This window comes from Litchfieldella xinjiangensis (assembly GCF_000759345.1).
GTDB lineage: Bacteria > Pseudomonadota > Gammaproteobacteria > Pseudomonadales > Halomonadaceae > Litchfieldella_A > Litchfieldella_A xinjiangensis.
This window is the reverse complement of record NZ_JPZL01000003.1, coordinates 98,659-122,947: the sequence shown is the minus strand read 5'-3', so window position 1 is coordinate 122,947 and position 24,289 is coordinate 98,659. Positions and strand designations below refer to the sequence as shown.

At 63.1% G+C, this 24,289-nt stretch carries 26 protein-coding genes; 15 read left to right on the top strand and 11 right to left on the bottom strand.

The window, feature by feature from the left end; genetic code table 11:
• Nucleotides 1-33 precede the first annotated feature (33 nt).
• Nucleotides 34-951 carry a LysR family transcriptional regulator gene (locus tag JH15_RS12825; protein WP_052384110.1) on the top strand — a complete coding sequence of 306 codons (918 nt, stop codon included), beginning with the start codon at nucleotides 34-36 and terminating at the stop codon, nucleotides 949-951.
• Nucleotides 952-1,146: 195 nt separating this feature from the next.
• On the opposite strand, the gene JH15_RS12820 is transcribed toward JH15_RS12825, so the two are convergent.
• On the bottom strand, nucleotides 1,147-2,064 hold the full coding sequence (locus tag JH15_RS12820; RefSeq protein WP_043530977.1) for an AEC family transporter: 918 nt from the start codon (nucleotides 2,062-2,064) through the stop codon (nucleotides 1,147-1,149).
• Between the two features lie 129 nt (nucleotides 2,065-2,193).
• Between JH15_RS12820 and JH15_RS12815 the strand changes: the two genes are divergently transcribed.
• Nucleotides 2,194-2,703: a hypothetical protein gene (locus JH15_RS12815; protein ID WP_043530975.1), complete on the top strand. Its 510-nt coding sequence runs from the start codon at nucleotides 2,194-2,196 to the stop codon at nucleotides 2,701-2,703.
• Complete coding sequence (locus JH15_RS12810) at nucleotides 2,700-3,302, top strand: SCO family protein (RefSeq protein ID WP_043530973.1); 603 nt, start codon at nucleotides 2,700-2,702, stop codon at nucleotides 3,300-3,302. The genes JH15_RS12815 and JH15_RS12810 overlap by 4 nt, the downstream gene beginning before the upstream one ends.
• 19 nt (nucleotides 3,303-3,321) lie before the next feature.
• Here the strand turns inward: JH15_RS12810 and JH15_RS12805 are convergent, their stop codons facing one another.
• The 7 genes from JH15_RS12805 to JH15_RS17585 all read right to left on the bottom strand — a co-directional run bounded on the left by JH15_RS12805 (nucleotide 3,322) and on the right by JH15_RS17585 (nucleotide 9,344).
• Nucleotides 3,322-4,386 (bottom strand): extracellular catalytic domain type 2 short-chain-length polyhydroxyalkanoate depolymerase, encoded by a 1,065-nt coding sequence (locus tag JH15_RS12805; protein WP_043530971.1) that lies wholly within the window; start codon nucleotides 4,384-4,386, stop codon nucleotides 3,322-3,324.
• Nucleotides 4,387-4,396: 10 nt separating this feature from the next.
• Nucleotides 4,397-5,083 carry a BamJ family beta-barrel-assembly machinery protein gene (locus JH15_RS12800; RefSeq protein ID WP_043530969.1) on the bottom strand — a complete coding sequence of 229 codons (687 nt, stop codon included), beginning with the start codon at nucleotides 5,081-5,083 and terminating at the stop codon, nucleotides 4,397-4,399.
• A 98-nt stretch (nucleotides 5,084-5,181) separates the two neighbouring features.
• A complete protein-coding gene (locus tag JH15_RS12795; RefSeq protein WP_043530967.1) occupies nucleotides 5,182-5,619 on the bottom strand; it encodes a universal stress protein in 438 nt (145 codons plus the stop codon).
• Nucleotides 5,620-5,640: 21 nt separating this feature from the next.
• A complete protein-coding gene (locus JH15_RS12790) occupies nucleotides 5,641-6,927 on the bottom strand; it encodes a TRAP transporter large permease (protein WP_043530965.1) in 1,287 nt (428 codons plus the stop codon).
• 29 nt (nucleotides 6,928-6,956) lie between these two features.
• Entirely contained in the window at nucleotides 6,957-7,535 is a 579-nt protein-coding gene (locus JH15_RS12785) for a TRAP transporter small permease (RefSeq protein ID WP_043530963.1), read from the bottom strand.
• 172 nt (nucleotides 7,536-7,707) lie between these two features.
• On the bottom strand, nucleotides 7,708-8,724 hold the full coding sequence (locus tag JH15_RS12780) for a TRAP transporter substrate-binding protein (RefSeq protein ID WP_043530962.1): 1,017 nt from the start codon (nucleotides 8,722-8,724) through the stop codon (nucleotides 7,708-7,710).
• A gap of 83 nt (nucleotides 8,725-8,807) precedes the next feature.
• Nucleotides 8,808-9,344 carry a TIGR02444 family protein gene (locus JH15_RS17585; protein WP_052384109.1) on the bottom strand — a complete coding sequence of 179 codons (537 nt, stop codon included), beginning with the start codon at nucleotides 9,342-9,344 and terminating at the stop codon, nucleotides 8,808-8,810.
• A 53-nt stretch (nucleotides 9,345-9,397) separates the two neighbouring features.
• On the opposite strand from JH15_RS17585, the gene JH15_RS12770 reads away from it, so the two are divergent.
• Nucleotides 9,398-11,338: an ATP-binding cassette domain-containing protein gene (locus JH15_RS12770; protein ID WP_043530961.1), complete on the top strand. Its 1,941-nt coding sequence runs from the start codon at nucleotides 9,398-9,400 to the stop codon at nucleotides 11,336-11,338.
• Between the two features lie 32 nt (nucleotides 11,339-11,370).
• Here JH15_RS12770 and JH15_RS12765 read toward each other — a convergent pair whose 3' ends face one another.
• From JH15_RS12765 to thiD, 3 genes are read right to left on the bottom strand one after another with little or no spacing between them, the layout of a single operon-like run.
• A complete protein-coding gene (locus JH15_RS12765; protein WP_043530960.1) occupies nucleotides 11,371-12,150 on the bottom strand; it encodes an SDR family oxidoreductase in 780 nt (259 codons plus the stop codon).
• Between the two features lie 59 nt (nucleotides 12,151-12,209).
• Complete coding sequence (gene dtd, locus JH15_RS12760) at nucleotides 12,210-12,647, bottom strand: D-aminoacyl-tRNA deacylase (RefSeq protein ID WP_043530959.1); 438 nt, start codon at nucleotides 12,645-12,647, stop codon at nucleotides 12,210-12,212.
• A 56-nt stretch (nucleotides 12,648-12,703) separates the two neighbouring features.
• Nucleotides 12,704-13,525 (bottom strand): bifunctional hydroxymethylpyrimidine kinase/phosphomethylpyrimidine kinase, encoded by an 822-nt coding sequence (gene thiD / locus JH15_RS12755; protein ID WP_043530957.1) that lies wholly within the window; start codon nucleotides 13,523-13,525, stop codon nucleotides 12,704-12,706.
• Between the two features lie 69 nt (nucleotides 13,526-13,594).
• Here thiD and JH15_RS12750 point away from each other — a divergent pair, with 69 nt between their 5' ends.
• The 11 genes from JH15_RS12750 (at nucleotide 13,595) to nuoK (ending at nucleotide 24,279) form a co-directional block, all read left to right on the top strand.
• A complete protein-coding gene (locus JH15_RS12750) occupies nucleotides 13,595-14,023 on the top strand; it encodes a YqaA family protein (protein ID WP_043530956.1) in 429 nt (142 codons plus the stop codon).
• A gap of 154 nt (nucleotides 14,024-14,177) precedes the next feature.
• Nucleotides 14,178-14,579 carry an NADH-quinone oxidoreductase subunit A gene (ndhC, locus tag JH15_RS12745; RefSeq protein ID WP_043530955.1) on the top strand — a complete coding sequence of 134 codons (402 nt, stop codon included), beginning with the start codon at nucleotides 14,178-14,180 and terminating at the stop codon, nucleotides 14,577-14,579.
• A 95-nt stretch (nucleotides 14,580-14,674) separates the two neighbouring features.
• Nucleotides 14,675-15,355 carry a NuoB/complex I 20 kDa subunit family protein gene (locus JH15_RS12740; RefSeq protein ID WP_043530954.1) on the top strand — a complete coding sequence of 227 codons (681 nt, stop codon included), beginning with the start codon at nucleotides 14,675-14,677 and terminating at the stop codon, nucleotides 15,353-15,355.
• A 37-nt stretch (nucleotides 15,356-15,392) separates the two neighbouring features.
• On the top strand, nucleotides 15,393-17,177 hold the full coding sequence (gene nuoC / locus JH15_RS12735; RefSeq protein ID WP_043530953.1) for an NADH-quinone oxidoreductase subunit C/D: 1,785 nt from the start codon (nucleotides 15,393-15,395) through the stop codon (nucleotides 17,175-17,177).
• A gap of 1 nt (nucleotide 17,178) precedes the next feature.
• Nucleotides 17,179-17,703 carry an NADH-quinone oxidoreductase subunit NuoE gene (gene nuoE / locus JH15_RS12730; protein WP_052384108.1) on the top strand — a complete coding sequence of 175 codons (525 nt, stop codon included), beginning with the start codon at nucleotides 17,179-17,181 and terminating at the stop codon, nucleotides 17,701-17,703.
• Nucleotides 17,703-19,070, top strand: a complete 1,368-nt coding sequence (nuoF, locus tag JH15_RS12725) for an NADH-quinone oxidoreductase subunit NuoF (protein ID WP_052384107.1) — start codon at nucleotides 17,703-17,705, stop codon at nucleotides 19,068-19,070. The genes nuoE and nuoF overlap by 1 nt, the downstream gene beginning before the upstream one ends.
• Before the next feature lie 19 nt (nucleotides 19,071-19,089).
• Nucleotides 19,090-21,879 (top strand): NADH-quinone oxidoreductase subunit NuoG, encoded by a 2,790-nt coding sequence (nuoG, locus tag JH15_RS12720; RefSeq protein ID WP_081949025.1) that lies wholly within the window; start codon nucleotides 19,090-19,092, stop codon nucleotides 21,877-21,879.
• The gene (gene nuoH / locus JH15_RS12715; RefSeq protein WP_043530952.1) at nucleotides 21,876-22,850 is read left to right on the top strand and encodes an NADH-quinone oxidoreductase subunit NuoH; all 975 of its coding nucleotides are present in this window, start codon (nucleotides 21,876-21,878) and stop codon (nucleotides 22,848-22,850) included. The genes nuoG and nuoH overlap by 4 nt, the downstream gene beginning before the upstream one ends.
• 15 nt (nucleotides 22,851-22,865) lie before the next feature.
• Nucleotides 22,866-23,405 carry an NADH-quinone oxidoreductase subunit NuoI gene (gene nuoI, locus JH15_RS12710; RefSeq protein WP_043530950.1) on the top strand — a complete coding sequence of 180 codons (540 nt, stop codon included), beginning with the start codon at nucleotides 22,866-22,868 and terminating at the stop codon, nucleotides 23,403-23,405.
• Nucleotides 23,406-23,428: 23 nt separating this feature from the next.
• The gene (gene nuoJ, locus JH15_RS12705) at nucleotides 23,429-23,974 is read left to right on the top strand and encodes an NADH-quinone oxidoreductase subunit J (RefSeq protein ID WP_043530949.1); all 546 of its coding nucleotides are present in this window, start codon (nucleotides 23,429-23,431) and stop codon (nucleotides 23,972-23,974) included.
• Nucleotides 23,971-24,279, top strand: a complete 309-nt coding sequence (nuoK, locus tag JH15_RS12700) for an NADH-quinone oxidoreductase subunit NuoK (protein ID WP_043530947.1) — start codon at nucleotides 23,971-23,973, stop codon at nucleotides 24,277-24,279. The genes nuoJ and nuoK overlap by 4 nt, the downstream gene beginning before the upstream one ends.
• Nucleotides 24,280-24,289 lie beyond the last annotated feature (10 nt).

Genomic DNA, 24,289 nt, shown 5'->3' with positions numbered 1-24,289 from the left:
ATGAATCGATTAATTTTACATCCAGGGTTCAATATGTCTGAAGTCTCGTTGGCTGCGCTGGATCTGGAATTGCTGCGCAGCTTCCATGCGGCCGCTGAATTGGGCTCGTTCGCCGCCGCGGCCCAGCAACGGCATCGCACCGTTAGTGCCATCAGCATGCAGATCAAGCGGCTTGAGGAGATACTTGATACTCGTCTGCTCGAGCGCGGATCGCGGGGGGTGAGACCGACCGCCATCGGCGAATCGCTGCTGCAGGAGTCGCGCGAATTGCTCCGCCTTCACGATGGGCTGCTGTCTCGCTTCACCGGGCGTGGGCTTGGCGGTAAGGTGCGCCTGGGGCTGCCGGAAGATTACGCCCGTGAACTGCTCGGCAATGTCCTGCCCGAATTCATGGCCCTGCACCCCGACGTGCATCTTGAGGTCGTTACCGCGACCAGCGGCTCTCTGGCACATCAATTGATGCGCTCCCGTTTGACGCTGGCCGTCATCCTGGATAGGCCGCATGCGCTGCCTGGCGGGGAAACGTTATGGCTGACCTCGCCGGTGTGGGCCGGACCCAGGGCGGGCGACCTCGCGGAGCGCACCCCCCTGCCGTTGGCTCTGCATGAAGAAGATTGCCCCTACCGGACACTGGCAATCGAGTCGCTGGAACGTATCGACAGGGCTTGGCGAGGCGTCTTTACCAGTACCAGTATCCACGCCGTGGAGAAAGCCGTGGAAATGGGCTTGGCGATCAGCGTGCTCGATCGTGAGCGGTTGACGCCTGCCATGCGCGAATTGGGCGCGGCCGAGGGGTTGCCCGAGCTTTCTCGCTGCGAGGCCGGCCTGCACTTCGCGCGCAAGATCGACGCCGGTTCGCGCCCGGCCGTGAACGCATTGGCAGACCTGCTGCGTGAGCGGCTTGCGCATCGGGGACCCTGGCGGACGGGCTGGCCATCGTTGCCGTCATGAACAAAAAAACGCCACCCTGGTGGGTGGCGGTAAGACCGTGACTAGCTTGATGAGGAGAAACCATGGCAGAGAACCTGACATCCTCTGCGATGGCGTGTAGCGCCTGGCAAGCGCCACGGTTATTAAGATAATCATTCTCATTTGATTGGTCAAGCGTAACGAGAATATTTTTTATTCGTATCTTCTCTGCCGCGCTCAAGCGCTGCCCAGACTCATCCACAGGGGGAGCGTCAGCATGGCCAATAGCGTTTGCCCGGTGATCAATGCCGCCATCATTTCGGCATCGCCCCCGAGTTGGCGCGCCAGGATATAGGCGGAGGTGGCGGTCGGCAGGGCGGCAAACAGCAGGGTGATGTCGCGGCTGACAGGGTCGAGCCCCAGGGCGGTCCCCAGCCCCAGCACCAGGGCTGGCATCAAGCCCAGCTTGATGAGATTGGCCGTCCACACGCCCCGGTCGAGGCGAATCAAGGCCTGGGGCCGAAGCGCGACGCCGACGGCCACCAGGCCGAGGGGTAAGGCGGCCCGCCCGAGCAACGCAACCGCCTCTGCGCTCCAACCGGGCAGTCCGATGCCCGTGAGGTTAAGTGCGATTCCGAGTACACAGGCCAGGATCAGCGGGTTACGAAGCAGGGCGGCCACGCTGCGTCCCAGACTGGCGGAGCCCAGGGTGCCGGCAGCAATGAAGCTGCCCACGCACAGGATATTGACCACAGGCACCATCAGCGCCACGGCCACGGCCGCCACCGTGGCCCCGGCACTGCCGTGCAGTGCGCTGGCGCCGGCGACACCGACATAGGTATTGAAGCGCAGGCTCCCCTGGAAGACCGAGGTGAAGGCCGGCGAGCCGAGCCCGAGACGGTGACGCAGTGCCCATAACACCAGGGCGAACAGCAGCATGGCGCCGAGCAGGCTGATCGCCACTCGCGTTACCGGGACTTGGCTGACGTCGGCGGTGGCCAGGGTGGACACCAGCATGGCCGGGAACAAAAGGAAGTAGATGATCCGCTCGAGCTGGGGCCAGAAATCGCCCCCCGGCAGGCGTCGCCATCCCAGCACGGCGCCGAGTAGAATCAATAGGAACAGCGGTCCCAAGGCGTTGTCGACGCCGGCCATGTCACCTCCCAGTCAATACCTGGCAATTAGGTCCGTACCTTGCTGCGACAACCCTTCGCAGCGCCCAGTAGCACGAATAGCTGTTAAGCTTACCGCTTTGCCGCCCCGATCGGAGGGACTTTCGCCGCAATGTCCGCCCCGCTTACGCATAGCGACGATGAAACGCCGCGCTCGCCGCTCCTCAACCTGCTGATTGTCGTGACCCTGGTCACGGTGGTCGTGGCGCTCTGGTACCTGGCCGATTATTACCTGCGCGGCAGTACCGAGGATGTCACATGGTATCCCCCCTCCACGCCGTGCGATCTCCAGCAGGGGCCCTGTGAGGCCAACCTGGGCTTGAGCGCATGGCTCGAACTGGAGGTGGGCGGTGACCTGCAGCCGTTGGAGCCTTTCCCGATCGAGGTGCGTGTCGATGGGGTCGAGGTCGAGTCGGTGCGGGTCGAATTCGTCGGCCGCAACATGAACATGGGCATCAACCGCTTCAGCCTGGCGCCGGCGGATCGAGGCCATTTCATCGGAAATGGCCAGATCGGCGTATGCAGCGAGTCACTCATGCCATGGCGGGCTCAGGTGATCATCACCACGCCAGATGGGCGCAAGGGTAGCTGGTTCGATTTCGATATCAGGAGAAGGACATGATGGCGCGCAAGGGAATCTGGATCGGGCTAGGGGCGATTTTGGTACTGGTGCTGGGGTTAAGCGCTTGGGCCTTCCTCCATCAGCAAAATGCGCGGCAGGGCGAGCCGGAGGGGGGGGACATCGCCCTGCCCTCGACCCAGGGTGGCGAATTCTCGTTGGCCCAGCTCGAGGAAGACCAACTGGCGGCGGTGTTCTTCGGTTATACCTACTGCCCCGATGTCTGCCCGCTGACCCTCGGGGTGGTGCGTCAGGCCCTGCAGCAGGTCGACGAGGAGCTCGCAAGGCGAGTGGTGCCGGTGCTGATCACGGTCGATCCCGAGCGCGATACCCTCGATCGACTGGAGACCTATGTAGGCCATTTTGGAGACCGTTTCATCGGTTTGCGTGGCAGCGAGGCCGAGCTTGACGATATTACCCAGCGCTACGGTGTGTTCTGGCGCAAGGCCGAGATGGAAGATTCCCAGATGGGTTATACCGTCGATCATAGCTCGACCCTGTTCCTGGTCGATAGGAACGGCACGATTCAACAGCGGGTACTCTATTCACCCAATCCCAACAGTCTGATTTCGGCACTGCGCACCGAGTTGGAAGACGCCTGAGGCAGGGCTTGAATAGGCCTCAGGGCGCCTCGGTGACTTCCTGTCCGGTGAGCTTAGCGATCATGCCCATCAGCGCTTGCACCTGACGCCCCTGGCGAGTGTCATGCAAGGGCTTGGGCTGCCAGGTGCTTTCGGCATAGCCCCACCAGTCCCAGCACCCCTGCGGGTTGGGGAGGCTGGGGGCGGCCTGGGGATAGAGCACGACCAGCGCATTGGTCGCTGCCCAGGCGTTGAGGCCCGTCTCGCGCACGAAGGTTTCACCGACCTGTTCACGGCCCATGCCACACCCGTGCAAGGCCACCACCAGCCGGCACTCGGTACCGGTATCGCATACTTCGGGAACAAACACATAGCCGACGTCATCGATGCTACGCCCGCCCTCGAAAGGGGACTGATCGAACGTGCGCAGCTCGCCGGGGGCTTTCGGGTCGGCGGGTTGCAGCTCACCGTAAAACCATTCCAGGGCGCGTCCCGCCCCATCGACGCCGCAATCCAGCAGGTAGGGGCTACCGCCTTCACTGCAATGGGCGAGTGATGACGAATCACTCCCTTCGCTGTCGACCGGCCAGCCGTGGGCCGCGTTCGCGGTCGTCTCGCGCCGCAGCTGGTCGTCGCTATCGAGCCAGCCACGATACTGCCGGGCAAGTAGCTCACTGAGCGCGGGCTTCACGGTGGGATCCTGTTCGCCATGCCAGAGGTAGACCCGCTGTGTCGCAAGCGCATCGGTGGCGCCCACCCGATCATGCTCACGATAGTCGGCGTAGCGTTCGGCCAATGTCGATAGGTCGGGAAGCCCCAGGCGGGTTTTCATGCACTGGCCCAGCGCCCGTCCAAGCGCACCTTGAGCACAGCCCCAGGGGCCGGCCGCAAAAACGCCCAGGCCATGAAAGCGTGAGGGGTAGGCCACGGCAAGCTGGGTGGCCATATAACCGCCCGACGACACGCCGAGTACGCTCGTCGCGTCGCCATCCAGGGTCAGCGTGGGAAGAGGCGCGAGGGCCTCCTCCGCCAAGGCCACGACCGGGCTACCCAGTGTCGAGGTCAGCGCCAATGCCAGGCCGAGGCCGATCAGGGAGACCCTCATGCGGGGTATATCACTCGGTCACGCCAAGCAGTTCGACCTTGAAGGTCAGTGTCTCGTTGGGGCCGATGGGACCTTGACCGCGGGGGCCATAGGCCAGGTCGGCGGGAATGTAGACCATCCACGTATCGCCAACGCTCATCAGCTGCAACGCTTCCTGCCAGCCTTCGATGACCTGGCCTACCTGGAAGCTGACCGGCTCGCCGCGCTCATACGAGCTGTCGAACACGGTGCCATCGAGCAGACGGCCTTCGTAATGAACTTCGACGGTGGACTCGGCCGTGGGCGACTCGCCATCACCCTCTTCCAGCACTTCGTACTGGAGACCGGATTCGGTCACGGTGACGCCTTCTTTCTCGGCGTTCTCCTCGAGGAACGCCTCGCCAAGTTCCAGGTTCTTGCTGGCCTGCTCCTGTGCCTGACGCTGGCTTTCGGCCATGGCCTGCTCCTGGAAGCGGGTCAGGGCTTCGGCCATTTCCTCTTCGGTCATGGCCAGTTCGTTGTCGGCATAGACATCTTCGAGTGCCTGACTGAAGGCATCCAGGTCCAGTTCGGCGACATCCTGAACCAGGCTCTGCCCCAGGGTCACGCCCAGGCTGTAGCTGAGCTTGGCCTCGTCGCTTTCCGGTTGCTGTGCCAGTGCGAACGTCGAGACGCTAAGCAGGGCGCCGAGCGTCGTGGCGGTGACCAATGATTTCATGAAGGATCCTTAACACATGGAGATAGATAGGAACCCTTGGGACTCTAACAGGCCCCGCCAGGTTCCGCATCCGATGAGTCTGGCGGTCGTTTATGTCACTAGACCACCAGGGTGGGGCAGCGGGTCATGCTGGCGACTCGCTGCGAGACGCTTCCCAGGGAGGTGGACTTTTCGCCATTGGTGCCGTGTGAGCCCATCACGATCAAGTCCAGCCCCCGCTTCTGGGCAAAGCGCACGATGGTGTTCGAGGGGCGCCCGCCCTTGACGAAAGCGCGCACCTTGGTCGCGCCGAGCTCCACCGCCTTGTTCTTGGCCTGCACGGCGATCTCGGTCGCGTACTCCTTTAACGCATCATCGGGAATGTCGAGACGCTGGGGCCTGACCATCGATAGCGATGCCTCGAGCAGGCTGTGATGCTTGAATACGCAGAGTACATAGATCTCGGCATCGGTCAGCTTGGCGAGTTGTACGGCCTTGGTCAGTGCCTTGAGAGCCCCCTTCGAGCCATCGACCGGCACCAGTATCTTCTCGAACATGACACGTTCCTTTCCAAGCGGTTAGTCGGCAAAGGCCAGGTCCCGGAGGAACAGGGCGATCTGCGGGAACATGATCAGTAGTGCCGCAGCCAGGATCAGCATGAACACGAACGGCGGCGTGCCACGAATCACATCCCAGTAGGGGCGCTTGAATATGGCGATGGCCGTGAATATGTCGCACCCGAACGGTGGTGTTGCCGAGCCTATGGCTACCTGGAGTGTGATCAGGATGCCCACCAGCACTGGATCGAGCCCGGTACTGGCCACGGCGGGGGCGAAGATCGGCGTCAAGACCAAAATGACCACGATGGGATCGACGAACATGCACGCCACGAAGAAGGAGATGCAGATCGCGATCAGTACCCCTGTGGGGCCGGCCTCGTTGATCCCCACCGCCTCGAGCAGCGCCTGGGGAATCTGGGCGAAGGAAATGATCCATGAAAAGCCGTTGCCGACCGCCACCAGAATGAAGACTACCGCCGTGATCAGGCCGGTGGACTTGGCCACGGCATAGATGTCCGACATCTTCAGCGAGCGGAAGACCACGAACTCGAGCAGCACGGCATACAGGACGCACGCCGCGGCGGCTTCCGTGGGGCTGAAGACCCCGCCGTAGATGCCGCCGACAATAATGACCGGGAACCCCAGCGGCCAGAGTGCCTGCTGGACGGCCGAGAGCCGCTCACGCCAGGTCGACTTGGCCTCGGTGGGAACATCCTTGATGACGGCGTAGGCCACGCAATAGGCCGAGAACATGAGCAGGATCAGGAGTCCGGGCCCGATGCCGGCGATGAATAGCTCGCCGATCGACGTGCCCGAAATGACGCCATAGATGATCATGCCGATGCTGGGCGGAATCAGGAAGGCGATGTCGCTGGCATTGATGATCAGCGCTAGGGTGAAGGAGTCGGAATAGCCTGCCTTGAGCATCTTGGGCCGCAGCGGAGACCCAACCGCGACCACGGTGGCCTGGGTCGAGCCCGACACCGCGCCGAATAGGGTGCAGGAGGCTGCGGTGCTGACGGCCAGGCCGCCCTTGATGTGGCCAATGAACGCCATGACCATGGCAATCAGGCGATTGGCCGACTGGCCGCGTGTCATGATGTCGGCCGCCAGGATGAACATCGGCACCGCAATCAGCGAGGCCGGGCGAATCCCCGCCATCATCTGCTGGATCAGCGTGTCCATCTGGCCCAGGCCGTTGAACATCATGTAGAAGCCGATCGCCGCTGCGGTGATCAGCGGGATCATCATGGGAAAGCCCAGCAACAGCAGGGCAATCATGGTGGAGACCATTATCGTCGTCATCGTACGTTCCTCGTGACCAAGCGCCCAGCCTAGACTTCCGTTTCCGTATCCTTGTACCCGTCGACCACCGAGGTCGAAAGGTAGACGTCATGCGTATTGAAGTTCTTGATTGCGGTCAGCAGATATTGTATGCCCGTGATCAAAAAGCCCAACGGTACCCACAGGTAGATGAGATAGATCGGGATGCCCAGCGCTGGCAATACACGGCCCTTGTCGTACAGATCCAAGATGTAAATCACCGAGTAATACAGCAGGAAAAACATGACTAGGGACGTGAACAATGCAATGACGATCATCAGTGCCTTGCGTCCGCCTACGGGCAGCGCATCATAAATCGCCGACATCCGGATATGGCGCCCGTGGCGAGCGGCATAGCCGATACCGGCAAAGGTGATCATTATGATCAGGATACGGTTGATCTCACCGCTGAAAAATATGCTCTGGCCGAAGACGAAGCGTCCGATGACATTCGCTACGGTATTCAAGGCCATGAGCAGGACCCCCATGGCGAGGATGACCGCTTCGAGACGGCTGATGAACGTATCGACGGTGCCCAATATGCCGGGCAGGCCGGAGCGATAGTTCTTTTCTGTTTCCTCGTCGGACATGAACATCACTCCTTCTGTGAACGAGCGGGCTGTTACGCGCCCTCTTCAACAAGGCTAATCCATATGCCTCGGGTCGTGGCTGCCTCCCTCAACGTTTGGTAGACGCTTCGGGAGTCAGGCATGCAAAAGGGGCAGCAATTGCTGCCCCTGTCTTGGCCTGCCGAGTGAGTTCTTACTCCTCGGTAACCGCTTCAAGGTCTTCCTTGAACTGATTGAGCAATTCTTCACCCTTCTCGCCGGTCATTTCGAGGTACTTCTCCTCGACCTGCGGGGCGCGCTCGCGGAAGGCCTGGATCTGCTCTTCATCGAGGCGGGTCACGGTGACTTCGTCGGAGGCTTCCTTGATCTTCTCGAGCGAGTCCTCGGCAAGGCCCTGGATGTGCTCGATGGTGTGATCGTAGGCCGCATCTGCTGCGTCCTGGACCAGTTGTTGATCCTCATCGGAAAGGCCTTCGTAGAAGTCCTGGTTGGCCATCATGGCCGTGGTGAACCAGCCATGGCCGGTGAAGGTCAGATGAGGTGATACCTCATACAGGCCGCCGGATTCGATCCAGAAGATCGGGTTTTCCTGACCGTCGAGGATGCCAGTCTGCAGCCCACCATAGACCTCACCCCAGGGCAGCGGCGTCGGCGTTGCGCCGAAGGCGTTGTAGGTTTCGGAGAGCAGCGGATTGGTCATGACCCGGATCTTCTTGTTCTCGAAGTCTTCCGGTGAGGTGATCGGCTCGTCTGCGGTCACCACCATCTCGCCTTCGGGATACATCTTGAGAAGTTCCAGCCCTTGCTCGGCATAAAGCTCGGGGAACATCTCGTTGATGGCCTTGCTCTCGTCGAAGAATTCGAGGACGGTTTCCTCGTCGGTGGGCAGCAAGTAAGGGATGAAGAAAATCTGGGCTTCGGGAATCAGCGAGCCGGTGAACCCGGGCGATTGGTTGACGAACTGCAGGATGCCATTCTGGGTCTGCTCCATGATGTCGTCGGATTCACCGAGCTCACCGAAGCGATAGACCTGTACGCTATGGTCGGAATTCTCTTCGATATAGTCCTTGAAGGCGATGGCGAACACGTCCTGAACATCGCCCTCATATTCTTCGTGAGCGTAGCGCCAATTATCGGAGTAGGCGGCACTGGACATGCCCAGCACCACAGCGCCTACGCTGGCCGTCGTCAGCAGCTTGTTTAGCGACATCGATCAGTTCCCCTTATTGAGATTGAAAGCGTGAAATTGAGTGTCTTGTTAACACGCCTTTACAAAGGTCCGGTAGTTTGAGGCTAGCGTGACGGCTGGGGAGGGTCAAGGTGGTTTTCCAAGGTCTTGAGTAGCAGAAGATGGTTTTTTTCTTGTATTTTCAAGGCCTTGGCGAGGTGTTTTTGCAGGGAAAAGGGAGCGGGCGAGCCGGCGATAAGTTCAGGGCACGCCTCGCTGAGGCGTTGAAGCCGCTCCAGGGTTTCTCGCTCGGCAGCGAGTTCGGCCTGCTTGATATGTCGACGCACCTCGGCCACCCCCGGAGCCTCCAGTGCCTCGGCCTTCAGCGCACGGCGCAAGCGCCGCAAGGGGCGGGTCGTCTCCACCTGCCACTGGTGTACCGCAGCAAGCCCCGCCGGAGCGTGCCTCAATCCGAGACCATGTCGATGCAGCCAGCAATGCCATAACAGCTCGCAGACATCGACACCGGCCTCATCCTGCAGTGTCAGGCAAGCGGTCTCTACTTCGGGCTGGGCATAGAAGGCCAGTGCGAAGTCCCATAGGCCTGGGCGGTTCAGGCGATGCCGCAGAGTCGCGGCCGATCGGGTAGAATCATCGGTCATTGGCATGGTTGGCCGGCCGAGGCCAGCCTCAACGAATCTCGAGTGGAGCCTGCATGATTGCATTGCGCCAGGTTGCCCTGCAACGCGGCACCCAGACCCTGCTGGAAAACGCGGATTTGACACTGCACGCCGGCCACAAGGCGGGCATTGTCGGTCCCAACGGGGCTGGCAAGTCGAGCCTTTTTCAGCTGCTTCTGGGAGGGCTGGCCCCTGACAAGGGCGATGTCGAGATTGCCGGCGGGCAGCGTATCGCGCACATGGCGCAGGAAGTGGCCTCTCTCGATCGGGCCATTGTCGACTACGTGCTCGATGGGGATCGTGCGCTGCGCGAAACCGAGCGTGCATTGGCGATGGCGCGACAGCATGACGATGCCCACCGCGAGGCCGAATTGCATGGCCGCATCGAGGCACTCGATGGCTACAGTGCCCGGGCGCGTGCCTCACAGTTGCTGGTCGGGCTGGGCTTCGTGCAGGGCGATCTCGAGCGGCCGCTCTCCGACTTCTCGGGGGGCTGGCGCATGCGGGTCAACCTGGCCCAGACCCTGTTCATGCCATCCGATATCCTGCTGCTCGACGAGCCGACCAACCACCTCGACCTGGATGCCTTGCTTTGGCTCGAACAGTGGCTGATCCGCTATCCCGGGACCCTGCTGCTGATTTCCCACGACAGGGACTTCCTGGATGCCGTATGCGACTACATCATCCATTTCGATCATGGCCGCCTGGCCACCTATCGCGGTAACTACACCGCCTTCGAGCGCACCCGGGCGGAAAAGCTCGCCCAGCAGCAGGCCGAGGCGGCCAAGCAACAGGCGCGGCGTGAAGAGATCGAGAGTTTCGTGGCGCGCTTTCGGGCCAAGGCCACCAAGGCGCGTCAGGCGCAAAGCCGGCTGAAAATGCTCGAGCGCATGGAAACCATCGCCATTGCGCATGTCGATTCGCCCTTTCATTTCACCCTGCCGTCGGCCGACAAGATCTCCAACCCGTTGTTGGTCATGGACGAGGCCGACCTGGGCTACCGCACCGAGGCCGGCGCTCACGTTCAGCTCGAGAACGTCAAGCTGAGCATATTGCCCGGACAGCGCATCGGCCTGCTGGGCCCCAACGGCGCCGGCAAGTCGACCTTGATCAAGTCGCTCACCGGGGAATTGCCGCCGCTGGCCGGCAAGCGCATTCCCGGCGAAAACCTGGCCATCGGCTATTTTGCCCAGCACCAGGTCGAGGGCCTGGACCTGACCGCAACTCCCTTCGTGCACCTGCAGCGTTTGTCGCCCACGGCCAGTGAACAGTCACTGCGTAACTTTCTGGGCGGTTTCGGGTTTCAAGGCGACGACGCCTTCGGTGAGGTGGGGCGCTTCTCGGGCGGCGAGAAGGCGCGTCTGGCGCTGGCGCTGGTGGCCTGGCAGAAACCCAACCTGCTTTTGCTCGACGAGCCAACCAACCACCTGGATCTCGAGATGCGCGAGGCGCTGACCGAGGCGCTGGCCGGCTTCGAGGGTACCGTGATCGTGGTCTCTCACGATCGCCATCTGCTGCGCGCCACGGTGGATGAGTTCTGGCGCGTGGCCGATCATCGCGTGGCGCCCTTCGACGGCGACCTGGAGGATTACCGGGCCTGGCTCAAGGCGCGTCTGGAAGGCGAACGGCGAGAGGCGCGTCAGGACAAGGCCGAACGGCAGGATAGCGACACTACTCCTCAGGATCGCAAGGCGGCGCGGCGGGCTGCGGCGGAACTACGTGAAAAGCTGCGCCCGCTCAAGCGGGAGCGTGACCGTGCCGAAGCGGAGATGGCCAAGGTGGAGGCCGCGCTCGACGAGGTCGAGACGCAGCTCGGCGATGCCGAGCTCTACACCGACTCGGCCCGCAAGGAAGAACTGACGAAAGCCCTGTCCCGCCAAGGTGAACTCAAGAGCCGCCTCGAGGAACTCGAAGGCCAATGGCTGGCTGCCGAAGAGGCATTGGAGCAACTCGAGGAAGAACTGACCGGCGAGTAGTAACCCATACGGGCCTATGTAGCTGGGCGGGATTACTCGGCATAGATCATCTTGCGCGTCATGCCGCCATCGATGACGAATTGCTGGCCGGTAATGAAACCGGCCTCGTCGCCCGCCAGAAAGGCGACCGCGGCGGCGATATCCTCGGGCACCCCAACCCGGCCGGCAGGGTGTTGCTCGCGGTCGACGGCACGATGATCGGGCGCGTTGCGTTGGGCGTACTTCTGCCACGGCCCGGTCTCGATCCAGCCGGGACTGATCGCATTGACCCTAATCTCGGGCCCCAGGCTCACGGCCAGGGCATGCGTCATCGACAATAGCCCACCCTTGGCCGCGGCGTAGGCCTCGCAATGCGGTTCCGATTGCAGCGCCCGGGTCGAGGTCATGTTGATGATGCTGCCTTTGCGTCGCTTCAGGTCGGCAATCGTGGCCCGGGTGCAGAGAAAGGCCCCGGTCAGGTGGCTGTCCTGCCAGCGCCGCCAGTCGGCGAGAGAAAGGTGCTCCAACGGGCCGGTCTCGGGATCGGCGATACCGGCGTTGTTGACCAGGAGGTCGAGCCCTGGAGGCTGGTTGTCGTTGGCCTGCCAGTCGCGTAACCGTAGCAAGGCGGCATCCACCTCGTTCTCGTGGGCGGTATCGGCCTTGAGCGACAGCAGGGGCGTGGTGGGGTGAGCGGCGTCGAGTTCAGCCAATGCCTCCCCGTCGCGATCGAGCGCGGCGACCCGCCAACCGCGGGCCAACAGGTATTCGACGATGCCGCGCCCGATGCCTTGAGCGCCGCCAGTGATAAATGCAAGCCGATTGCCTGACATGTTGCCTCCCGTTCCGTGGGTTTAGAGACGCGTTCGTGCGTCAAGAATTCCAAATGAGTTCAGGTCTCCAGCAGGAAGGTGACCGGGCCATCGTTGACCAGCTCGACCTGCATGTCGGCGCCGAACTCGCCGGTGGCGACGTTCGGCCAGCGTGATCGCGCCTGTTCGACGAGATAAGCGAAGAGCCGCTCACCTTCGTCCGGTGGCGCCGCGCTGGAGAAGCTGGGCCGCAAGCCGCGGCCGGTATCGGCCGCCAGTGTGAATTGCGATACCAGCAGCAATCCGCCATTGGTTTGCTGCAGATCGAGGTTCATCTTGCCTTCGGCGTCGCCGAAAATCCGATAATGCAGCAGCTTGTGCAGTAGCTTGTCGGCACGGGCCTCGCTATCGCCCTTTTCGACCCCGATCAGCGCCAGCAGTCCGTGGTCGATGGCTCCGATACGGCGCCCTTCGACATCGACGCTGGCGCGGCGGACTCGTTGAATCAACGCTCGCATGGATCCTGTTCCGGTTGGATGTTGGGGTGACGGTAGCACGGCTGGGATAAGGCCGCTCACCACCAGGCATGGAAGTGATGCACCGGACCGTGGCCGCGGCCCACGTCCAGCCGGGTGCTGGCTTCAAGGGCTTCGCTGAGCCACTGCTTGGCGCGTGCCACGGCGCTGGGAACCGCATCGTCGTGGGCCAGGCAGGCGGCGATCGCCGATGATAGCGAGCAGCCCGTACCATGCAGGTTGTCGGTGGCGATCCGAGGGCCATCCAGCCAGTGTGTCCCGTCCGGTCCGGCCAGCAGGTCGGGGCAGCGCTCGCCACTGCGCAGGTGCCCGCCCTTGAGCAGGACATGGCGGGCCCCCAGTGCCAACAGCGATGGCAGCAGGGCCTCCATGGCGTCCGGCGAGTCGGGTGTGCGGGTATCGAGCAGCACGGCCGCTTCCGGCAGGTTGGGAGTGATCACGTCGGCCAACGGAACCAGGATGTCGCGCACGGCGTGGAGGCCTGCATCGTCGACCAGGATATCGCCACTCTTGGCGACCATGACCGGATCGAGAACGATCCAGCGCGGCCGGTGCCGGGTCAGTATGCTGCGTATCGTCTCGGCGACATCCCGGCTGGCAACCATGCCGATCTTGACCGCATCGATGGCAACGTCGTCGAGCAGGGTCTCGAGCTGCTCCGCGATGAAGGAGGCAGGGACGGGATGCACACCGGTCACGCCGCGTGTGTTCTGCGCGGTCAGGGCAGTGATCACGCTGGTACCATAGGCGCCCAGCGCCGAGAACGCCTTGAGATCGGCCTGGATGCCGGCCCCCCCACAGGGGTCCGAGCCGGCGATGGTCAGCACATTGGGGGGGCGGGATGCGAAGGAGTCGGTCATGAGGCAGCCAGTGCAATCAATATCGATGAACAGTGGCTCTAGAGTACTCCGTGGCGGGGGTGATCGGCCATGCTGAGCCTGTTTTTCGTGGCGCTGGCCAGCGCCACGCTGCTGCCCGGGGGCTCCGAGGTGTGGCTGGCACGACAGTGGTGCCTGGGCGAGCCGGCATTGGCGTTGTGGACAGTGGCGACACTGGGCAATAGCTTGGGGAGCCTGGTCAATGTCGCTCTTGGTCGTTATGCGCGTCGCTTCCAAGGGCGTCGCTGGTTTCCGGCCTCGGCAGCGGGATTGGCGCGTGCCGAGCGTTGGTATCTGCGTTTTGGCGAATGGAGCCTATTGCTGTCATGGGTGCCATTGATCGGTGATCCCCTGACCGTTCTGGCTGGTGTGCTGCGCCTGCCCTGGTGGCGTGCCGTCCTGCTGATAGTTGTCGCCAAGGGGGGGCGTTATGCGTTGCTGCTGGGGCTGGCGCAAGCCTGGTTGCTGCCCTTGTGCTAGCGGCATTCGGCAAGGCGTCTCTGACAAATCCTGCATGTTCTCCTACGCTTATGCCTGACGGCTGTAAGCCGAACGCAGCACTCACCTGGCAGGTGCCGCTCGATATCGCTTACGGTATGACCCCATAAAGGAAATCGTGGCTTAGCGAGGTTCTATGAACGAGGAGACCAGTGGACTGGTTGCCCAATACTGGGCCATCGGGTTCTTCGTTTTCGCTGTCTTAGCGCTTTGTACCTTCATGATCGTTGCCGCCAGCCTGCTGGGAGGGCGCAGCCAGGGACGTAGCAAGACGTTGCCCTACGAGTCGGGCATCCTCGGTACGGGGAGTGCCCGCCAGCGTTATTCCGTCAAGTTCTATCTGGTCGCGATGCTGTTCGTGATCTTCGATATCGAGGCCGTGTTCCTGTTCGCCTGGGCCGTATCGCTACGTGAGGTGGGCTGGACAGGCTTCCTGGGCGCCGCCGTCTTCATTTTCATCCTGCTCGCCGGCCTGGTCTACGACACTCGGGTGGGAGCGCTGGATTGGGCGCCGAAGGGCCGTACCCCGCGACCTTGAACGGCAGAACGAGCTGACATAACAGGCAGGATAGAGGCCGTCCGGCAAACGTCGGCCTACCTTGCCAAGCCGGTCACAACATTCGGAGGAGTTGCATGGCATACACCCTGACGCGTGCCGACGATACGGTCGCTGCCGATGATGCTCGCTATCCCCTGGGAGAGCGCAAGCGCGTCGAGGACCCGATGAAGCAGCAAGTGCATCGCAACGTGTTCACCGGCAAGCTCGATGAGGTGCTGAACTCGGCAGTGAACTGGGGGCGCAAGAACTCGTTGTGGCCATACAACTTCGGTCTGTCGTGCTGCTACGTGGAGATGACCACCGCGTTTACCGCACCGCATGACATCGCCCGCTTCGGTTCCGAGGTGATTCGTGCCTCGCCGCGTCAGGCCGACTTCATGGTGATTGCCGGCACCTGCTTCATCAAGATGGCCCCTGTCATTCAGCAGCTCTACGATCAGATGCTGGAGCCCAAGTGGGTGATTTCCATGGGCTCCTGCGCCAATTCCGGCGGGATGTACGATATTTATTCCGTCGTGCAGGGGGTCGACAAGTTCCTGCCGGTGGATGTCTACGTCCCCGGTTGCCCGCCGCGTCCCGAGGCGTTCCTGCAGGGATTGCAGTTGTTGCAGAACTCGATACAGGAGGAGCGCCGTCCCCTGTCGTGGGTCGTCGGCGATCAAGGCGTCTACCGTGCCGAGATGCCTTCTCAACGCGAAACGCTGCGTGAGCGGCGAATCCAGGCCACGGAGCTGCGCACGCCCGACAGTATCTGAACGCGACCCCACCCAGGCAAGGAGAGCCACTTCGACCATGAGCGTCGCCTCACCCTCATCCGACAACGCCAGCTCAGGAGCGCGGACCGACCCCGTCGTCGAGGCGCTGGCACAGCGCTTCGGCGACCGTGCGCTGATCGAGCAGGCCACCCTGACCGGCATGCCGGTGGTGTGGGTGGCGCGGGAGCACCTCGTCGAAGCCCTCGGCTTCCTGCGCGACATGCCCGAGCCGTTCGAGATGCTGTATGACCTTTCGGCCACCGACGAGCGGCTGCGTAGCCATCGACAGGGCCTGCCGGAGGCGGACTTCACGGTCTTCTATCAGCTGCTTTCGGTCTCGCGCAATCGCGACATCATGCTCAAGGTGGCGCTTGCCGAGTCCGACCTCGAGCTGCCCAGCATCGTATCGCTCTATCCCAACGCCAATTGGTATGAGCGTGAAGTGTGGGACATGTTCGGCGTGGCGTTCCGGGGCCACCCGCACCTGACCCGGATCCTGATGCCGCCGACCTGGAACGGCCATCCACTACGCAAGGAACATTCGGCGCGGGCCACTGAATTCGACCCGTATACCCTGACGGTGGCGGGCCAGGATCGAGAGCAGGAGGCGCTGAAGTTCGATCCCGAGGCCTGGGGCATGCAGCGCGAGAACGATCAGTCGGAATTCATGTTTCTCAACCTGGGGCCCAACCATCCCTCGGCGCACGGGGCCTTTCGCATCGTGCTACAGCTCGACGGCGAGGAGATCATCGACTGCGTGCCCGATATCGGCTACCACCACCGGGGCGCCGAGAAGATGGGCGAACGCCAGTCGTGGCACAGCTACATTCCCTATACCGACCGCGTCGACTACACCGGCGGGGTGATGAATAACCTGCCCTACGTGCTGGCGGTGGAGAAGCTCGCCGGTATCGAGGTGCCGGACCGGGTCAAGACCATCCGCGTGATGATGGCCGAGCTATTTCGCATCAGCAGCCACTTGTTGTTCCTGGGCACCTACCTGCAAGACCTGGGGGCCATGTCGCCCGTTTTCTATGCGTTCACCGACCGTCAGAAAGCCTATGAAGTGGTCGAGGCGATTACCGGCTTTCGCATGCACCCCGCCTGGTTCCGGATCGGCGGGGTGGCCCAGGACCTGCCGCAGGGCTGGGAGCGGCTGATGCAGGGCTTCGTTGACTGGATGCCCAAGCGCCTCAAGGAGTACGAGCGCGCCATGATGGAGAACGCCATCGTGCGCGAGCGGACCCGCCACGTTGCAGCTTTCACCACCCGCGAGGCGCTCACCTGGGGGGTGACCGGCCCCAATCTGCGCGCTACCGGATGCGATTACGACCTGCGCAAGCAGCGCCCTTACTCGGGCTACGACAATTTCGATTTCGAGGTGCCGCTCGGCGCCAATGGCGATGCCTTCGACCGCGGTCAGCTGCGTATCGAGGAGATGCGCCAGAGTCTGCGCATCATCCAGCAGTGCATCGACCACATGCCGCCGGGCGACTACAAGGCGGACCACCCCCTGACCACGCCGCCGCCGCGGGAGCGCATGCTCCAGCACATCGAGACGCTGATCACGCACTTCCTGCAGGTCTCGTGGGGGCCGGTGCTCAAACCCAACGAGTCCCAGCAGATGGTCGAGGCGACCAAGGGCATCAACAGCTATTACCTGACCAGTGACGGCAACACCATGAGTTATCGCACGCGTATCCGCACGCCGAGCTTCCCCCACCTGCAACAGATCCCGGTGCTGATGCGGGGTGGCTTCGTGCCCGATCTGATCGCCCATCTAGGCAGCATCGATTTCGTCATGGCCGACGTGGACCGCTGACATGAACCAGACCGTCTCGACAAACGATCCGACGACGATTGCCAGCGATGGCGACGGTTTCGTCCTGAATGAAGAGGATGCCCGCGCCATCGTGGATGAGCGCGGCCACTACGAGCAGCCCCAGGCGGCCTGCATCGAGGCATTGAAGATCGTCCAGCGTCGTCATGGCTGGGTGCCCGACGGGGCGATACCCGCGATTGCCGAGGCGCTGGGCATCGGGGTGGCGGAGGTCGAGGGCGTCGCCACGTTCTATAGCCTGATCTTCCGCCAGCCGGTGGGGCGCCACGTGATCCTGCTCTGCGACAGCAGCTCCTGTTTCCTGACCGGCTACGACACGCTTTATGCCGAATTTACTCGCCATCTTGGTATTCGCTTCGGCCAGACCACGCCGGATGGGCGCTTTACCCTGTTGCCGGTGTGCTGCCTGGGGGCCTGTGACCGCGGCCCGGCGTTAATGATCGGCGAAGATACGTACGGCCCCGTGGCGCCCGAGGACGTGGCCGAGCTACTGGAGGGCTACGAGTAATGGCTTCCAACGCTTCCCTGCGCTATCGCTGCCAGCTCTGGCAGACAGCACGCGAACGTCAGCCCGAGACGCATCCGCTGACCTGGCGTCTGCGGGAGGACAATACCCGGATCGATCTTGACGATTACCTTGCCAAGGATGGCTATGCCGCGGTGCGAGAGACCCTCGGCCAGCAATCCCCCCAGGACGTGATCGAGACCATGAAGACCGCCAACGTGCGCGGTCGTGGCGGTGGCGGCTTCTCGGCAGGCATGAAGTGGAGCCTGACCATGCAGGGCGAGGGCATCCCCCGGGGTTACCTCGTCTGCAATGCCGACGAGATGGAGCCGGGGACCTTCAAGGATCGCCTATTGCTCGAACAGCAGCCGCACTTGCTGATCGAGGGCATGATCCTCGGCGCCTACGCCAATAACTCCGCCTATGGCTACATCTTCCTGCGTGGCGAATATGTCGAGGCGGCACGCAGCATCGACAAGGCCTTGGCCGAAGCGCGCGAGGCGGGATGGCTAGGCACCGATATCGCCGGCAGCGGTTTCGATTTCGATATCGCCCTGCATACCGGGGCCGGTCGCTACATCTGCGGTGAGGAAACGGCCCTGATCAGCTCGCTGGAAGGCGGCCGTGCCAACCCGCGCACCAAGCCGCCCTTCCCGGGGCAATCCGGGGCGTGGGGCAAGCCCACCGTGGTCAACAACGTCGAGACGCTGTGCAACGTCCCCGGGGTGATGCGTCATGGTGCCGACTGGTACCAGGGCTTGTCGGGCGAGCGCAGCGACGACGGCGGCACCAAGCTTTACGGCGTCTCCGGTCAGGTCGAGCGCGCCGGCCTGTGGGAATTGCCCATCGGTACGCCTGGCCAGGAGATCCTCGAGCGCGCCGGCGGCATGCGTGCCGGCAAGTCGCTCAAGGCATGGCTTCCGGGCGGAGGCAGTACCGGCTTCCTGTTGCCGGAGCATCTCGAACTGCCGCTCGACTTCGACACTATCGGTAAACAGGGCAGCCGGCTGGGTACCGGGTTGCTCACGGTGGTTACCGAGGAGCAAAGCATCGTGTCGCTGCTGCGCAACCTGGAGTCGTTCTTCGCCCGCGAGTCGTGCGGGTGGTGCACGCCGTGCCGCGATGGGCTGCCGTGGACGGTCAAGATTCTCGAATCGCTGGAGCGCGGCGAGGGCGAGGTCGGCGACCTGGAACTGCTTCAGGAACTGGCGGGCGATCTCGGTCCCGGCAAGACTTTCTGCGCCCATGCCCCCGGTGCCTCGATGCCGCTGTCGTCGGCACTCAAGCATTTCCGGGACGAATTCGAGCGGGGTGTCTCTCACCCCAGCCGGGCGGCGCATGAGGATCCCATCCCGGTGGGCAACGTATGAGGCGAGGGGAGACATCCTGATGGCGACGATACACGTGGATGGACAGGCCTATGAGGTGGATGGGGCGGATAACCTGCTCCAGGCCTGCCTGTCGCTGGGACTCGACATTCCCTACTTCTGCTGGCACCCGGCCATGGGCAGCGTGGGCGCCTGTCGTCAGTGCGCGGTCAAGCAGTACAAGGACGAGGACGACACCAAGGGCATGCTGGTGATGTCGTGCATGGCGCCCGCCAAGGACGATACGCGCATTTCGATCGACGACGACGAGGCCCGCGAATTCCGTGAGAGCGTGATCGAGTGGTTGATGATCAATCACCCTCACGACTGCCCGGTCTGCGAAGAGGGCGGCCACTGCCACCTGCAGGACATGACGGTCATGACCGGTCACGACCGGCGTCGCTACCGCTTTCGCAAGCGCACCCACCGCAACCAGTATTTGGGGCCATTCATCGGCCACGAGATGAATCGCTGCATTACCTGCTACCGCTGCGTGCGCTTCTACCGCGACTATGCCGGTGGCGAGGATCTTGGCGCGTTCGGCGCCAATGACAATATCTATTTCGGGCGTCACCAGGACGGGGTGCTGGAGAACGAATTCTCCGGGAACCTTACCGAGGTGTGTCCTACCGGCGTCTTTACCGATCGCACCCACTCGGAGCAATACACGCGCAAGTGGGACCTGCAGTTCGCTCCCAGCGTCTGCCATCAGTGCGCCGTGGGGTGCAATACAAGCCCTGGGGAGCGCTACGGCGATATCCGCCGCATCGAGAACCGCTACCACGGCGAGGTCAATCGCTATTTCCTTTGCGACCGGGGCCGCTTCGGCTACGGCTATGTCAATCGCGTCGATCGCCCCCGCCTGCCCGAGTGGCGTAGCGAACGCGATGAGGCGCCCATGACACTGGAGGTCGATGCAGCACTCGATCGCGGGACCGACCTGCTGCGTACGGCCCGGCGAGTCATCGGCATCGGTTCGCCTCGTGCGAGTCTGGAGAGCAACCACCAATTGCGCGAATTGGTCGGCGAGGCCAACTTCTCAACTGGTATCGTCGCAGCCGAGCAGGCCTGCCTCGAGCGCATGCTCAGGCTCAATCGGGAAAGTGGCGTGACGACGCCGACGCCACGCGATATCGAGCGCCATGATGCGGTGCTGGTGCTCGGTGAAGATCTGATTCAGAGCGCGGCAAGGCTGGGGCTGGCGGTGCGTCAGGCAGCGCTTGCGCGCCGCGAGGGGTTGGCGGCCGAGCGCGATATCCCGGCGTGGAACGCCGAGGCGGTCAAGACCTTGGGGCAGGATCGCTACCACCCGGTATTCATTGCCTATCCGACGCGCACCGGACTCGATGACGTCAGCGCGGCGAGCTGGCGGCTGGCGGCGGACGACATTGCCCGGCTGGGATTCGCCGTGGCCCACGCCATCGACGCGACCGCACCCGGTGTCGCGGATCTCGACCCGGCGCTGAACGACGAGGCCGAACGCATCGCCAAGGCGCTGATGGCGGCAGAGCGTCCGCTGGTCGTCAGTGGCGGCTCGTTGGGCTCGGAGGCCATCATCGAGGCGGCGGGCAACATCGCCCAGGCGCTATCACGACGCACCCAGCAGGCCGGGCTGACCCTGGTGCGCCGGGAGGCCAACAGTACCGGACTGTCGATGCTGGGTGGCCACTCACTGGAATGGGCCTTGCAGGCCCTTGCCGAGCGACACGCCGATGCGGTGGTGATCCTGGAGAACGATCTTTACCAGCGGCTGCCCGATGCACAGGTCGACCAGGCCCTGACAACGGCGGAGTCGGTGATCGTGCTCGATCATCAACGCACGGCCACCTGGTCGCATGCCCACCTGGGGCTGCCGGCGGCGAGTTTTGCCGAAGGCGATGGGACGCTGGTCAACCTCGAGGGCCGTGCACAACGCTTCTACCAGGTCTTCGATCCGCGTTATATCCGCCCCGAGACCCGAATCCACGAAAGCTGGCGGTGGCTGCACGCCATCGAGGCGGGCGTGGAGCGCCGTGAGGTGAGCGACATCACCTTCGATGACGTGACGCGGGTGTGTAGCGAACGCCACCCGGCCCTGGCGGGCATCGTCGAGGCTGCACCGGGCGCCGACTACCGCGTTCACGGACTCAAGCTCGCCCGCGAGCCGCAGCGTTACAGCGGACGTACGGCGATGCGGGCGCACCTCGATGTCAACGAGCCGCGCCCGGCACGCGATCCCGATTCACCGTTCACCTTCTCCATGGAAGGATATAACGGCTTCTTCCAGCCGCGTCAGGAGGTGGCCTTCGCCTGGGCACCGGGCTGGAACTCGCCGCAGGCCTGGAACAAGTTCACCGATGAGATCGGCGGTCATTTGAGTGCCGGCGATCCTGGGGTCCGTCTGCTGGCACCACAGCCAGGCGACCATGATTACGCCCACGAGGTCCCGGTGGGCTTCACGCCGCGTGACGATGCGTTGCAAGTTGCCGTACTGCCACGGCTGTTCGGCGGGGAGGAGACCTCGTCCCGAGCAGCGCCGATCGAGGCGCGGGCCGTGGCAGCGGCGCTGACCCTGGCGGCTGGCGATGCCGAACGGCTCGCACTCAAGGAAGGTAGCCACGTTCAACTGATGACCGCTTTGGGGGAACTCAGCCTGCCGGTCCATCTCGAGGCGGCATTCGTGCCCGGGCTGGTCGGCGTGCCGGCGGGGCTGCTGCCGTTCTCGGCCAATGGCGAGTGGGCAGCGCTCTCAGTCGTCACGCACGGGCCTGACCCGGAGGCGGTCGACCTGCACTCCCAAGCCTCGGCACGGGGCGAGGAGGGGCGCCCATGAACTGGCTGTCGCCGACCCTCGTCGAAGCACTCATTGCCATGTCGAAGGCGTTGGTGATCCTGCTGGCCGCCGTGCTGCTGGGGGCGGTCATGACAGTGGTCGAGCGTCGCCTGCTGGGGTTGTGGCAGGACCGCCACGGGCCCAATCGGGTCGGGCCGTTCGGCTCGCTGCAACTGGTCGCCGACATGATCAAGATCTTCTTCAAGGAGGACTGGATCCCGCCCTTCGCCGACCGGCCCCTGTTCGTGCTGGCTCCGGCCATTGCCATGGCCTCGTTGCTGCTGTCGTTCATGGTGATTCCCATCACGCCCGGCTGGGGCGTGGCGGATCTGCATATCGGCCTGCTGTTCTTTCTCGCCATGGCCGGTATCAACGTCTATGCCGTGCTGTTCGGGGGGTGGTCGAGCGGTAACAAGTACGCCCTGATCGGCGCCATGCGCGCCTCGGCCCAGACGCTCTCCTATGAAGTCTTCATGGGGCTGTCGCTGATGGGCGTGGTGGCCATGGCCGACAGCTTTAACCTGCGCGAGATCGTCAATGCCCAGACCACGGTATGGTTCGTCATTCCCCAGTTCTTTGGCTTCTGTACTTTCCTGATTGCCGGTATCGCGGTGACCCACCGCCATCCATTCGACCAGCCCGAAGCCGAGCAGGAGCTGGCCGACGGGTATCACATCGAATATTCGAGCATGAAATTCGGCATGTTCTTCATCGGCGAGTATGTCGGCATGGTGCTGATCTCGGCCTTGATCGTCACGCTATTCTTCGGCGGCTGGCACGGCCCGCTATTGCCGCCGATCGTATGGTTCATGCTCAAGACGGCAGTGTTCCTGGTGCTGTTCGTGCTGCTGCGGGCTGCCTTGCCTCGGCCGCGCTATGACCGGGTCATGAGCTTCGGCTGGAAGATCTGCCTGCCGCTGACACTGATCAATCTACTGGTGACCGGCGCGGTGATTCTGATCGTCGGTTAAAGGAGGCGTTTCGACATGCTCAAGTGGCTGTTCACAGGGACCTGGTCCCAATTGCGAACGATGGGCATGGTTTTCATGCACAGCTTCCGCAAGCGCGAGACCCATAACTACCCGGACGAACCGCTGAACCTGCCGCCACGCTACCGGGGACGCATCGTGCTGACTCGCGACCCCGACGGCGAAGAGCGGTGTGTGGCCTGCAACCTGTGTGCAGTCGCCTGCCCGGTGGCTTGTATCTCGCTGCAGAAGGGCGAAAAGGAAGACGGCCGCTGGTACCCCGAGTTCTTCCGTATCAATTTCTCGCGTTGCATCTACTGCGGTATGTGCGAAGAAGCGTGCCCGACCTCGGCGATCCAGCTCACGCCCGATTTCGAGATGAGCGAGTACCGGCGTCAGGAGCTGGTGTACGAAAAGGAAGACCTGCTTATCAATGGCCCGGGCAAGGACCACGACTACCACTTCTACAAGGTGGCCGGGTTGGCGATCGGTGGAAAGGACAAGGGCCGGGCCCAGAACGAGGACGAGCCGGTGGATGTCAGGTCGCTGCTGCCCTAACCGATCATCTTTGAGGGAGAGACATGGAAATCGCCTTCTATCTCAGTGGCTTGGTCGCGGTGCTGGCGACCCTCGGGGTCATCAGCAACACCAACCCGGTGCATGCGCTGCTGTATCTGATCGTGTCGCTGATTGCCGTGGCGCTGGTGTTCTTTTCGCTGGGCGCCCCGTTTGCGGGGGCGCTGGAGATCATCGTCTACGCCGGCGCGATCATGGTGCTGTTCGTGTTCGTGGTGATGATGCTCAACCTGGGCGAAGCGGTGGTCGCCCAGGAGCGTGCCTGGCTGCGGCCGAGGACCTGGCTGGGACCCGCACTGCTGGCCGGGGTGCTATTGGTGACTCTGGTGGGCACGCTGTGGCGGGGTGACATCGGGCTGGTCATCGAAGGCGAAACGTTGACCGCCAAGGCCGTGGGCACGTTGCTGTTCGGGCCGTGGCTGCTGATCGTGGAGCTGGCGGCGATTCTGTTGCTGGCCGCGCTGGTCACGGCCTCGCATGTGGGGCGGCTGCGCCCTCCCGAGAAACCGCCGACCGATCGCGAATCGGGCGCACGCAAGGAGGCTTCATGAACGGGGTTCCCCTGGACCACGCGCTGGTACTGGCATCGATTCTGTTCACGCTGGGCCTGGCCGGCTTGATGATCCGCCGCAATATGGTGTTCGTGCTGATGAGCCTGGAAATCATGCTCAATGCCGCGGGGTTGGCGTTCATCGCCGGCGGCACGGCCTGGGGACAGCCGGAAGGCCAGGCCATGTTCCTGCTGGTGATTACCCTGGCCGCCGCCGAGGCGAGCGTCGGGCTGGCGCTGCTGATCCAGCTCAACCAGCGCTTCAAGACCCTGGATACCGATGCCGTAAGCCGGATGCGAGGATGAGGAGCCGCCG